At 70.8% G+C, this 11,229-nt stretch carries 14 protein-coding genes and 1 tRNA gene; 7 read left to right on the top strand and 8 right to left on the bottom strand.

The genetic code is table 11. The features are described 5' to 3' along the window. The first annotated feature begins 228 nt into the window (after window positions 1-228). The 3 genes from ACL02R_RS09395 (at window position 229) to ACL02R_RS09405 (ending at window position 2,184) form a co-directional block, all read left to right on the top strand. Window positions 229-1,074, top strand: coding sequence for a GntR family transcriptional regulator (locus tag ACL02R_RS09395; protein WP_412796406.1), 846 nt, complete (start codon window positions 229-231; stop codon window positions 1,072-1,074). A gap of 35 nt (window positions 1,075-1,109) precedes the next feature. Next, window positions 1,110-1,769, top strand: coding sequence for an HAD family hydrolase (locus ACL02R_RS09400; RefSeq protein ID WP_412796407.1), 660 nt, complete (start codon window positions 1,110-1,112; stop codon window positions 1,767-1,769). A gap of 277 nt (window positions 1,770-2,046) precedes the next feature. After that, on the top strand, window positions 2,047-2,184 hold the full coding sequence (locus tag ACL02R_RS09405; RefSeq protein WP_362968315.1) for a DLW-39 family protein: 138 nt from the start codon (window positions 2,047-2,049) through the stop codon (window positions 2,182-2,184). A 162-nt stretch (window positions 2,185-2,346) separates the two neighbouring features. Here the strand turns inward: ACL02R_RS09405 and ACL02R_RS09410 are convergent, their stop codons facing one another. Then, a complete protein-coding gene (locus tag ACL02R_RS09410) occupies window positions 2,347-2,907 on the bottom strand; it encodes a helix-turn-helix domain-containing protein (RefSeq protein WP_362968313.1) in 561 nt (186 codons plus the stop codon). A 158-nt stretch (window positions 2,908-3,065) separates the two neighbouring features. On the opposite strand from ACL02R_RS09410, the gene ACL02R_RS09415 reads away from it, so the two are divergent. Beyond that, window positions 3,066-3,138: transfer RNA gene (locus tag ACL02R_RS09415), tRNA-Ala, on the top strand. A gap of 401 nt (window positions 3,139-3,539) precedes the next feature. Continuing rightward, window positions 3,540-4,553, top strand: a complete 1,014-nt coding sequence (locus ACL02R_RS09420; protein ID WP_412796408.1) for a hypothetical protein — start codon at window positions 3,540-3,542, stop codon at window positions 4,551-4,553. Window positions 4,554-4,695: 142 nt separating this feature from the next. On the opposite strand, the gene ACL02R_RS09425 is transcribed toward ACL02R_RS09420, so the two are convergent. From ACL02R_RS09425 to ACL02R_RS09445, 5 genes are all read right to left on the bottom strand, one after another. After that, a complete protein-coding gene (locus tag ACL02R_RS09425) occupies window positions 4,696-5,517 on the bottom strand; it encodes a class E sortase (protein WP_412796409.1) in 822 nt (273 codons plus the stop codon). After that, window positions 5,501-6,775 (bottom strand): class E sortase, encoded by a 1,275-nt coding sequence (locus ACL02R_RS09430; protein ID WP_412796410.1) that lies wholly within the window; start codon window positions 6,773-6,775, stop codon window positions 5,501-5,503. The genes ACL02R_RS09425 and ACL02R_RS09430 overlap by 17 nt, the downstream gene beginning before the upstream one ends. Next, entirely contained in the window at window positions 6,772-7,428 is a 657-nt protein-coding gene (locus tag ACL02R_RS09435; protein ID WP_412796411.1) for an aminodeoxychorismate/anthranilate synthase component II, read from the bottom strand. Before ACL02R_RS09435 ends, ACL02R_RS09430 begins: the two co-directional genes overlap by 4 nt. An 8-nt stretch (window positions 7,429-7,436) precedes the next feature. Then, window positions 7,437-7,592, bottom strand: coding sequence for a hypothetical protein (locus tag ACL02R_RS09440; RefSeq protein WP_362964104.1), 156 nt, complete (start codon window positions 7,590-7,592; stop codon window positions 7,437-7,439). Between the two features lie 77 nt (window positions 7,593-7,669). Continuing rightward, window positions 7,670-8,416, bottom strand: coding sequence for a DUF881 domain-containing protein (locus ACL02R_RS09445; protein WP_412796412.1), 747 nt, complete (start codon window positions 8,414-8,416; stop codon window positions 7,670-7,672). Between the two features lie 95 nt (window positions 8,417-8,511). Here ACL02R_RS09445 and crgA point away from each other — a divergent pair, with 95 nt between their 5' ends. Next, window positions 8,512-8,772, top strand: coding sequence for a cell division protein CrgA (gene crgA, locus ACL02R_RS09450; RefSeq protein WP_362964100.1), 261 nt, complete (start codon window positions 8,512-8,514; stop codon window positions 8,770-8,772). A 229-nt stretch (window positions 8,773-9,001) separates the two neighbouring features. On the opposite strand, the gene ACL02R_RS09455 is transcribed toward crgA, so the two are convergent. Further along, window positions 9,002-9,883 (bottom strand): rhomboid family intramembrane serine protease, encoded by an 882-nt coding sequence (locus ACL02R_RS09455; RefSeq protein ID WP_412796413.1) that lies wholly within the window; start codon window positions 9,881-9,883, stop codon window positions 9,002-9,004. A gap of 110 nt (window positions 9,884-9,993) precedes the next feature. Further along, window positions 9,994-10,524, bottom strand: coding sequence for a peptidylprolyl isomerase (locus ACL02R_RS09460; RefSeq protein ID WP_362964095.1), 531 nt, complete (start codon window positions 10,522-10,524; stop codon window positions 9,994-9,996). 162 nt (window positions 10,525-10,686) lie between these two features. Here ACL02R_RS09460 and ACL02R_RS09465 point away from each other — a divergent pair, with 162 nt between their 5' ends. After that, entirely contained in the window at window positions 10,687-11,157 is a 471-nt protein-coding gene (locus tag ACL02R_RS09465) for a DUF5324 family protein (RefSeq protein ID WP_412796414.1), read from the top strand. Window positions 11,158-11,229 lie beyond the last annotated feature (72 nt).

Consider the following 11,229-nt stretch of genomic DNA (forward strand, 5'->3'; position numbering starts at 1 on the left):
GGCCACCTCGCCAGTCGGGCGCCGAAGCGCCCTGTCTCCTGGCCTTTAGCGGGATTGCAGCGTCCCCGCCCTCAGCTCCCGGACAGGCCAAAGAAGGCCCTTCCGGGGCCTCACCTCGCTCTCGCTCGGTGCGACGTGCTTAACGTACCCATCCTCCCTAGGTAGGTCAACCAGGTTGGGATGGTTAGGCTTCCTGGGCTTGGCGGGGAGGTGGCCTAGCATGGGGGGATGAGCCTTGACCCAGATGACACGCGACCGGCGTTCCAGCAGGTCAGCAGTGCTTTGCGGGCGGACATCCTCACGGGCAAGTACGCAGCCGGTGAGCAGATCCCGTCCGGTCCCGAGCTGATGCGGCGCTACGAGGTAGCCAAGGCGACCGTGGCCCGGGCCCTCGACGTCCTGCGGGACGAGGGGCTGATCGTGACCAGGAAGGGCAAGGGCAGCTTCGTTCGTCAGCGGACCGAACGACCGGTCGGGCTACGGCCGCACTTGGAGGCCGCATTCGAGGGCGAGTCGGTGACCATCGACTTCTCGGGCTTCTCAAGCGAAACGCTTAACGGCGCGATGACTGAGCCGCTGGACAAGGTGCGGTCCGGTCGGCTGACTCCGCAGAAGATCTCCGTCCGGCTGCTATTGCCGGACACCTCGGTGCACATGGCTGTGCCCGTTCTCGTGGACGAACTGAGGGACGACCCTGCACTCCGGAGCCGGGCGGGTCAGCTCGCGGTCACCCACGCGGGCGGGCTCAAGCACAGCGTCGAGGTACTGGCCGAGCTGGGCCTTGTCCAGTCGGCCAAGGTTGAGATCCGCTTCTTCAAGGCATCGGCGCTCTTCAAGCTGTACGTGATCAACGGAGCTGAGGCGTTCTTCGGGTATTACCCGCTGCGTCAGCGGAAAATGGTGGTCGAGGGTGAGGAGAAGGAATTCTTCGACATCACCGGAAAGGACACCACGCTTTTCCACTATTCGGCGAGTCCGGATGAATCGTCGCTCGGTTCCCAGTACGTGCAGCAGTCTCAGCGGTGGTTCGACAGTACGTGGGACAGCATCGCGTTTCAGCAGGCGGAAGCATGAGTGGGGAGAGCGCTTTTGGGCCGGTCCTCAGAGGCGTGCGGCATCTGCTGATCGATTTCGACGGGCCGTTCTGCTCGGTGTTCGCGGGGCTGAGCGCGGGTGAGGTGGCGGAGCGGATGCGGCAGCAGCTCGGTGCGGCCGGCCACGAGCTTGGCCCTGACTGGGCGGGCGAGGGAGACCCGCTCGCGCTGTTGCGGCGGATCGCGGACGAAGCTCCCGGGATGGTTGCCGACGCCGACGAGGTGCTTACGGGACTGGAGACCGAGGCGGCCCGACTCGCGCGGCCCAACGAGGAGATGGAGGCCGTGCTCGACGCGGCGGCGATGTCGGGACGGGCCGTCGTCGTGGTGAGCAACAACGCCGGGCAGGCCATCGAGGGCTATCTGGCCAAGCACGGCCTGACGGACCGGGTTCGCGGTGTGGTGGGGCGGGTGCCGGGCGAGCCGGAGAGCATGAAGCCGAGTCCGCGCCTGCTGCTGGACGCCATGGGCGCGGGGGCGGACGCGTCCGAGTACGTGTTCATCGGCGACGCCGTGCGCGATGTCGAGGCCGGGCATGCGGCGGGTGTCCCCACCATCGGGTACGCCAACAAGCCGCGGAAGGAACGTTCGCTCGCGGACGCCGGCGCGGTCGTCGTGGTCACGTCGCTCGTGCCGGTAGCCGACGCTCTGACATCACCTGACAGCGATTCCTGACATCAACATCCGGGGACAGTCGGGAACGCCAGCGGACGTTCCGGGAAACCGGGTGTCCGCTGGCGCTTCGAGAAGGGGAGATCACTAAGGGGAAGGTTTTCAGCGGGACCGACCTGATAAGGATGAGGCCACAGGTTCAAGTCCTGTTAGCCCCACCGCGTGGCCCGGCCCGGCGGAGTGTTCATCCGCCGGGCCGGGCCCTTCTTGTCAGGACACGATTGGGTATCATCGGGCGCCAGATGATCCGATCACGTTTGAAGAAGGACGAGGTAGCGCGGTGAAGAAGCTGCTCCTGGTCGCCCTGGCCGCCGTGGCCGGTCTGCTCGTGTACCGCCAGATCCAGGCGGACAAGGCCGAGCAGGACCTGTGGACCGAGGCGACGGACTCCGTGCCGTCCGGGTCCACCGGCGCCTGAAGAGACCCCGCAGGACCCGAGAGACACGCAACGCGCCTCCTGGCCCCTTCCGCCGCCCACGCGGCTGGGGACCGGGAGGCGTTGTCATGTGCGACTGCGAAAGGGCGGGGCGCGTGGTGTGGCTCGCGGTGCACGACGCCGTCGTCGTGCACCGCCGTCGGATCAGCCCTGGTGCTGCTCGTAGTGCTCGACGGCCTCGCGAGTGCGCGCGATGCCGTAGACCCGGAGGAATTCGGCCAGTTCCGGGTGGCTCTCGGCGAGCAGGCGGGACGCGCTCTGGATCTCGGTGGCGTCCGCGACCGACCGGAGCAGTGCCTGGATCTCCCGGACGACGCGCTTCGTCGGGTTGGCCGGCACGCCCACCGAACCGGGGCGCGTGGCGGTCGAGTTGGGGCTCAGGACATTGCCCCCCGCGGTGCGGCGGATCTCATCCATCGCCGCCGTCGCCTCGGCCGCGCTGATCCGGCCGCCCCGCACCTCGGCGGCCAGGTCCTGGAGCGCGCGCACGCGTTGCACGACGGCCGGATTGCCGATCTTCGCGCGTTGCCCGCTCATGAGCTGCGACAGCATGGGCGCGGAAAGGCCCAGCACCACCGCCAGTCGTGCCTGGTTGAGGCCCAGATCGGCGATGAGCCTGCGGAAGAGCGTCCCGAGCGGTTCGCCGTACCAGGTCGTCTGCTGCTCTCTCGCCTTCTCTGTGGACTCCTGCTGTGTTGCGTCCATCGGTGTCTCCCCTGTTCTCCCCTGATCGCTTCACGTGAGCGAAGCTGCGCGTCATCCTACGAAGAGACCCGCACCCGGGGCGATACCCGGTCGGTATCCGGCGGGCGGATTGGGTACCCTGGTCCACGGCTGTGCACCGGGTTTCCGGGAACGGCCGCGGGGCCTTAGCTCAGTTGGTAGAGCGCCGTCTTTGCATGGCGGATGTCAGGAGTTCGACTCTCCTAGGCTCCACGCGATCGAACCGATCCGACCCGCGTAGCCGCGGTCGCGCGGTCGGGGCCCGGCTTGGGCACCGCACGTGACGGGCTGGTCCTCGTCCGCCGCCTGCGACCGTATGACGTCGCCGTTCGCCGGCGGGCGGGCATCCGGCGCGTCCTCAACTGCTCGTTCGAGAGCCGCTGTGCCGTGCGCGGGTGCGGACAGGACGGGCCCTGCGGACTTCCGGGCCCCGCTTGCCGGGGGCGGTGTGGTGTGGGTAACGTGCCCGGAAGCAGGGAGTTCGGGACAGAACCTGAACCACCGCTGATCTCTTCGAGGCATGGAGCGTCGGAACGCGCCCTCGCCACCGCCTCTTTCCCGTTCTCTTCCTTGCCGCCGGGACGTCCACGCTCCGGCGGCCGAAAGGCGTCCGCATGACCCTTTACTGCCAGCACGCGAACCGTGGGAAGACACAGATTCTGGCGGTCTACCGGCGTGAGGACGATGCCGTCTCGTCCACCGTGACGAGCCTCGGTTCCGCCGAGCTCGCGGCACCGATCGTCGAAGCGCTCAACCGGATCTCCGCCCTCGCCACAGTCCCCCTGGGCTTCTTCGACGAGCGGGGCAGGCGGATGGGGCGTTATCCCACCGAGCATCTCGCCGCGCTCACCGACCGCGCGGCGCGTACCGGGCTCCTCGGCGGAGCGCACAGCCTCTGGTACGAGTGGGTCTGCTGGGATCTCCATCAGGCGCTGGCCGATCTGGACGAGGCGGTCGCGGCCGCGACCGCCCCGATCCGGACCGCGATCGAGGCGGAGCTGGAGACAGAGGAACGTGCACTGCGCGATGCGTTCGCCGAATACTCGGGGGCGGTCGCCGTGCCCGGGGAGAACCAGCGTTCCTGGGATTCCGAGTTTCCGTTCGTCGCGTACAACGGGGGAATGCAGCTCCTGACGCGTCAGATGCGGAGGGAACTGGACCGTCTTGAGGAAGGCATCACCCGCGAGGAGCGGGAGGCGGCGGTCGCGGACCTGCGGCTGCTGGTCACCGCCTTCGACCAGTGGTCGGCGGCGCAGGCGGACGACGGGATGTTCTCGCTCGAATACCCCGAGATCTTCGCCGAGCCGCACGACGCGGATCGCCACTTCCTGACGGTCTCCGCACCTGACCCCGGGGGCGAGGGCGCGGACGCCTGGCACGTCGAGGTGTCCCGGTGGGTGCCGGACGACCTTGAGGAGGACGGGGAGGAGGAGTACGGCAGCGCCTCCGGTGAACGCCTCCTGCGGTGCGTGCTGCCCGCGACTCCGAGCGCCGAAGACGTCACCAAGCTGCTGCTCAGGGTCTCCGCGGAGCCGGGAGTGCTCAAGAAGTGGGCTCAGACGCCGGTGGGGAGCCCGCTGGAGGGGACGGCCCTCGTCGTCACCTCCGACCGGCCGGACGAGTCCTGAGGCAGTCCGCGGCGCCGCGGGCGGTGTCCGAAGCCGGTGCCCCGACGACGGCGTGGCCCAGCCCACGGGAAGCACCGCCGGCCGGCGACACCGGGGAGAAGCCGCGGACTCTCCACAAGGCGCTGCGGCCTGGGGCGGCGGGTCAGGAGGCGTTGCGCAGCTCCTCGGGCGGGGTGCGGTCGGCGTCGACCGGTTCGGTGCGCTCCAGCTCGCCCCAGACGACGAAGCGGTGCCGCGACGTGTAGACCGGCGTGCAGGTCGTCAGCGTGATGTAGCGGCCCGCCTCGGTGGCGCCCGACTCCGCGGGGACGGGGGCGAGGACGTCCGTGTTGTACTTCGATGTCTCGGGGAGGATCGCGAAGGCGCGGTAGACGTACCAGGTGTTCTGCGTCTCGAAGACGATCGGGTCGCCTTCCTCGATGTGGTCGATCGCGTGGAAGCGCGCGCCGTGGCCGTCGCGGTGGGCGGCGAGGGAGAAGTTGCCCTCCTCGTCCCAGGGCATCGCCGACTCGACCGGGTCCTCGTAGTAGCCCGCCACGCCGCCGTTGAGTATGTCGAGTCCGGTGCCCTCCTTGACGAGGATCTCGTCGTCGGTCATCGCCGGGACGTGGAGGAAGCCGATGCCGTCCTCCGGGTCGTACGTGCGGGGGGCGCCGGTGTCCTCGCCGTCCGGGGCGCCCTCGGCTGCCCAGTGTTCGCGGACGGCGTCGCTGTCCTGGCGGGCCTCCCGGTCGGCGACCACGTTGGTCCACCAGAGGGAGTAGACGACGAAGAGGGCGAGGACGGCGCCGGCGGTGATGAGCAGTTCGCCCGCGACGCCCACGGCGGCGGCGATCCGGCGGCGCGCGGCGCTGACGCGGGGCGGGGGGCCGCCGGTGGTGTCCGGGCTGTCGGTATCTGCCGCGTTCTCCGGGCTGTCCGCCGGGTCGGCGGTGGCCGGGGGCGGTTCACTGGACGAGGGCATCCGGCTTCCCTTCGCTGCGCGGGCGCTCTTCGGTCAGCTCGCCCCAGACGATCAGCCGGTACGTCGACGTGAACTCCGGCGTGCACGTCGTCAGCGTGACGTAACGCCCCGGCTCGGTGAAGCCGCCCTGGTCCGGCACGGCGTCGAGGACGGCGACGTTCGACGGCGAGGTCGAGTCGAGACGGCTCGCCATCTCGTAGGTGAAGTACGCGTCCTGGGTCTCGATGACGATCGGGTCGCCCGGTTCGAGCTGGTTGATGTAGCGGAACGGTTCGCCGTGGGTGTTGCGGTGCCCGGCGAGGCCGACGTTCCCCTCCTCGTCCCACGGCATCGCGGTGGGCAGGCCGTCGTCCTCGGTGTAGTGGCCGACCATGCCGTTGTCGAGCACCTCCTCCTCGTCGACGCCCTGCGCGATCGCGACCCGGACGTCGAGTGTGGGGAGGTAGAGGATGGCGAAGCCCTCGCCGGGCGAGAACGCGCCGGGCGCGCGGGGGTCGGGGGCCTCCTCGGCGGGGTCCTCGGGGGCCTCCCACTGCTCCTGGAGGGAGTCCGCCTCGTGCCGCGCGTGCGCGCGGGCCTCCACGTTCGTCCACCACAGCTGGTAGACGACGAAGAGGAGGAGGACGACGCCCGTGGTGATGAACAGCTCGCCGATGACGTTGCTTATCGCCGTGCCGGTCTGGCGGGCCGCCTTGGCGGCGGCCTTGGCCGCGCGGCGGCGTGCGGCGCGGCCGCCCGTGACCGTGCCGTCGGGCGCGCTGTCCGTCGCGAGGGGCGCGGCGGGGCGGGGGCCCTGCCTGCGGCGTGCGGCGTGGCGGCGTGCGGCCCGGCCGCCGGTGGCGGGCGGGACGGGGGACGGGGGCGGCAGGAGGTCGGCGGGGCGGCGCAGGCCCACGGTCGCGTGGTCGATGCCCGCCGCGGGCGGAGGGGGGGCCTCGTCGGGCTCGGGCTCCGGCTCCGGAACGTGCGGCTGCTGCGGCGGCGGCGCCGCGGGCTCCGGCCGGGTGACGCCGAGTATCTCCGTCGGGACGTCGGCGGGAAGGCCGGGGACCTCCTCCTCCGGCGGCCCGGCATGCCGTCCCTGCCGGGCCCGGCGCGGCGCGGGGACGTCGGCGTCGGCGTCGGCGTCCTGCGCGGGAGGCGCCTGTGCCGCCGGTACGGCGGCGGGCGGCTCGTCCGTGGTGTCCCGGGGCTGTGGGGGCGGCTGTTCGCCGGAGGACGCGGGGAACGGGGCGTCCTCCGGGCGGCCCTGGGTCACGCCGCCGACTCCTGCCGGGGCGCGGGGCCGACCACGGGCGCCAGGCCGTGCGAGCGCGCCACCGCGTCCCGGGCGCCGCAGTCCGCGAGCCAGTTGGCCAGCATGCGGTGGCCGCCCTCGGTGAGGACCGACTCGGGGTGGAACTGGACGCCCTCGACCGCGCGTTCACGGTGGCGCAGCCCCATGATCACGCCGCTCGCGGTGGTCGCGGTGACCTCAAGGACGGGCGGGACGGTGGCGACCTCGACGGCGAGGGAGTGGTAGCGCGTCACCGTCAGCGGGCTCGGCAGGCCGGCGAAGACGCCCGCGCCGGTGTGCTCCACCGGGGACGTCTTGCCGTGCAGCAGCTCGGGCGCGCGGCCGACGATGCCGCCGTACGCGACGGCCATCGCCTGCATGCCCAGGCAGACGCCGAAGACGGGGACGCCCGCCGCGTCGCAGTGCCGGATCATGTCGATGCAGACGCCCGCCTGTTCGGGCGTGCCGGGGCCGGGGGAGAGCAGGACGCCCGCGAATCCGCCCTCGGTGACGTGGCCGGGGACGACCGCGTCGTTGCGCAGCACCTCGCACTCGGCGCCGAGCTGCTGGAGGTACTGCACGAGGTTGTAGACGAAGCTGTCGTAGTTGTCCACGACGAGGATGCGGGTCTGCATGGGGGCGCTCATTCGACCGTCACGTTGTTGAAGGGGAGCAGGGGCTCGGCCCACGGGAACACGTACTCGAACAGGAGGTAGACGACCCCGAGCACCAGCACGAGGGAGATCAGCAGGCGTACCAGCGTGTTGCCCGGCAGGTGCCGCCAGATCCACCCGTACATGGCTCAGCCACCCCTTCGATCAACACAGGATGCCCCAAGCGTACGACGCGCCGGAGAGGGGCCGGGGGCGATCGTCCTCATTCCGCGGGCTCCGCGAACTGGAGTCCGACGCCGCCTTCCCAGGCCGGGGCGGTGACGGAGGCGTGGTCGGTGACGTCCCAGCCGAGTCCGTACGCGGTGACGTACTGCTGGTAGGTGCCGATGGCGGGGGACGCGTCGAGGGCGGCGCGCAGGGCGGCGGTGTCGCCGACGGCGGTGACGGTGTAGGGCGGGGAGTAGAGGCGGCCCTGGAGGATCAGGGTGTTGCCGACGCAGCGGACGGCGCTGGTGGATATGAGGCGCTGGTCCATGACCTGCACGGCCTCGGCGCCGCCGGACCACAGGGCGTTGACGACGGCCTGGAGGTCCTGCTGGTGGATCACCAGGTCGTTGGGCGACGGTTCGGGGACGCCGGGGACGAGGGCGCCCGCGTCGGCGGGGGCGTCGGTCAGGGTGACGGTGAGGCCGGGGCCGGCGACGGGGGTCAGGCCGGCGGCGGCTTGGAGGCGTTCGCGCCGGGCGGTCTCCGCCGGGTCCGGCGGGTCGCCCGCGGTGTCGCGGTCGGCCAGGGCCTCGACCTCGTCCCGCAGTGTGGCCGTGGCGGACTCCAGCGTCTCGTTGTCCCGGGCGCGTTCCCTGATGAGATCGGACATCTGGAGCAGGGAGTCGTCGGTGCGGATGTTGTTGCCGCGGGACACCTGGAAGCTGGACCAGAATATGAGCCCGGCGAGCGCGAAGACCGCTGCCGTGCGCAGCCGCGCCGGCCGGAACCGGATGCTGTTCACCGTACCCCTGGTCTCCTTAAACAGCGGTTGACGCACTACGCTAACGGACGTGTCCCGTGCTACGCGCTGAGAAGCGCATCGACAGGAGAGCGCTCGTGCCGAAGTCCAGGATTCGCAAGAAGAAGGACGACACCTATACTCCGCCGGAGAAGCGGACGACGACCAAGCTCGACATGGGCGGTCGCCGGTGGGTCGCCCCTCTGATGCTGGCGATGTTCGTGATCGGGCTCGCCTGGATCGTGGTGTACTACGTGACCCAGGCCGACCTGCCGGTCGAGGCGCTGGGGAACTGGAACATCGTGGTCGGCTTCGGATTCATCGCCCTGGGGTTCGTCGTCTCGACGCAGTGGAAGTGACGTGCCGGCGCTGACACCGCCGACGGACGTCAAGTTATCCACCGAACATCACACGATCTGTGGATAACCGGTGGGCGGGGGGAACGTCCGTGCGGACATCGGAGGGTGTCCGCACCCCCGTTCGCCTGCGGAAACGCTGACCGGTCGCGCTCGGGGCCGGCCCCTCCACGCTGTGCACAGGAGCCGCCCGGCCTGTGGATAACCCGCCGGACGGCCTGACTCCGGCTCGCTAGCCGAGCAGGTCCGAGGTGCGGACCACGAGGGCGACGACCAGGACGGCGGTCACGGCGAGGCAGGTGCCGACCTGTATCAGCAGCCGGTTCCGCCGCGGGGCGTGCACCATCCCGAGGGCCACGAGGCCGCCGCCGACCAGGCCGCCGATGTGCGCCTGCCAGGCGATGTTGGGCAGCGTGAAGGTGATCGCCATGTTGATGGCGAGCAGCACCAGGATCGGGCGGATGTCGGCGCGCATGCGGCGGGCGAGCACGGCCGTGGCGCCGAAGAGGCCGAAGATCGCGCCCGAGGCGCCGAGGGACACCGCGTTCTGCTCGGCCAGCACGTAGGAGAGCGTGCTCCCGGCCAGCGCGGAGATCAGGTAGAGCGCGAGGAAACGTACGCGGCCGAGCGCCGCTTCGAGCTGCGGACCGAGGAACCAGAGCCCCAGCATGTTGGACGCGATGTGCCACAGCTGCTGGTGCAGGAACGCCGAGGTCAGCAGGCGGTACCACTCGCCGTCCGCGACGCCGACCCACTCGTAGGTGCGGAAGTCGACCGCGTGTCCCAGCATGCCGAGGTCGGTGACCATGGTGTCGCCCCGGGCCAGGACCGCGAAGAACATCGCGACGTTGAGCACGATCAGGCTCAGGGTGACCAGCTGCGTGTTCGCCGTCAGCGTGCCGCCCGCCAGGGTACGCGGGCGCGTGGCCCGCACGGCGGCGGCGGAACCGCGTACGCACTCGGGGCACTGGTAGCCGACCGAGGCCGGGATCATGCAGGACGGGCAGATCGGACGGTCGCAGCGGGTGCAGCGCACACCCGTCTCCTGGTCCTGGTGCCGGAAGCACCGCGCCAGCGCCGGCTGCTGCGGCGGCTGGCCGTACCACTGCGCCATCGTCTCCGTCTCCCCTCGGTGACCCGTTACCACCGACCGTACAGGTACGGGGAGCGTTCCGGCCCCCTGCGGCGTTGACGCCCAGGGGACCGGAAAGGTTCCCGCGGCGGTCAGTCCTTCTGGGTGACGACGACCGACTCGATGACGACGTCCTCGACCGGCCGGTCCGTGCCGCGGTCGGTCGCGGTGGTCGCGATGGCGTCCACGACCTGCTGCGACGCCGGGTCGGTGACCTCGCCGAAGATGGTGTGCTTCCCGGTCAGCCAGGCGGTCGGCGCGACGGTGATGAAGAACTGCGACCCGTTGGTGCCGGGACCCGCGTTGGCCATCGCCAGCAGGTACGGGCGGGTGAAGGCCAGGTCCGGGTGGATCTCGTCCTGGAACTTGTACCCGGGACCGCCGGTGCCGTTGCCCAGCGGGTCACCGCCCTGGATCATGAAGCCGCTGATCACGCGGTGGAACACGGTGCCGTCGTACAGCTTCTCGGTCAGGCGCTGCCCCGTGGCGGGGTGGGTCCACTCGCGGGAGCCCTCGGCCAGCTCGACGAAGTTCTTGACCGTCTTCGGCGCGTGGTTCGGGAAGAGCCGGACCTCGATGTCGCCGCGGTTGGTCTTCAGGGTGGCATGGAGCTGCTCGGCCACGATCTACCTTCCGTCTACGTCAGTGACGCTTACCGATCCTGCCACGGCGGCACGACACGCGGTGACCCCGGATGGCCGTTACACGTGCCGGATCGCCTTTCACCAGGAATGATTTCCGCACGAGTGGACAAACGCCACCGGTAAGCGCATGGAGGAGGAACAGTGAGTCACAACGGGAAGTCAGGAGTGCGCCACGCCACTGACATGGTGACCCCCTACGCCCTGGCGGCGAAGGACAACGCCGTCCACTACGCGCAGCAGGCGGGGGCCCACGTGGCACCGGCGGCCAGGAAGGCGGCCACTCAGGCGAAGCGGCAGTACACCTCCCAGGTGGTCCCGGCGGTGGCGCGCGCCAAGGCCGCCGCGGGCCCCGCCCGGCAGGAGGCGACCGTCCGTTCGCAGGTGGCCCTCGCGGCGCTGCGCGGCGACGTCTCGACCCGCGACATCCGCGCGGCGGTGCGCCGCAGGAAGCGGCGGGCGCGTACGGGCCGTTTGCTGCGCAAGGCGGGCATGATCGGCCTGGTGGCCGGTGGCGCGTACGCCGCGTGGAAGTGGTGGAGCGGGCAGAACAGCCCGGACTGGCTGGACGAGCCCTCCGACGCCACCGAGGTGCCGGAGAACAGCGACCACTGAGCTCTCCGGAGGCATGGACGACCGCGGACACGGCGTGGGGGGGGGGGGGGGGGGGGGGGGGGGGGGGGGGGG

The sequence above is a fragment of the Streptomyces sp. MS19 genome (assembly GCF_047200595.1).
Classification (GTDB): Bacteria; Actinomycetota; Actinomycetes; order Streptomycetales; family Streptomycetaceae; genus Streptomyces.

Coding starts and splice junctions, on each gene's coding strand:
- ACL02R_RS09455 (WP_412796413.1), bottom strand. CDS start 9,883: ATGGCGCAGTGGTACGGCCAGCCGCCGCAGCAGCCGGCGCTGGCGCGG.
- ACL02R_RS09435 (WP_412796411.1), bottom strand. CDS start 7,428: ATGCAGACCCGCATCCTCGTCGTGGACAACTACGACAGCTTCGTCTAC.
- ACL02R_RS09440 (WP_362964104.1), bottom strand. CDS start 7,592: ATGTACGGGTGGATCTGGCGGCACCTGCCGGGCAACACGCTGGTACGC.
- ACL02R_RS09395 (WP_412796406.1), top strand. CDS start 229: ATGAGCCTTGACCCAGATGACACGCGACCGGCGTTCCAGCAGGTCAGC.
- ACL02R_RS09410 (WP_362968313.1), bottom strand. CDS start 2,907: ATGGACGCAACACAGCAGGAGTCCACAGAGAAGGCGAGAGAGCAGCAG.
- ACL02R_RS09425 (WP_412796409.1), bottom strand. CDS start 5,517: ATGCCCTCGTCCAGTGAACCGCCCCCGGCCACCGCCGACCCGGCGGAC.
- ACL02R_RS09420 (WP_412796408.1), top strand. CDS start 3,540: ATGACCCTTTACTGCCAGCACGCGAACCGTGGGAAGACACAGATTCTG.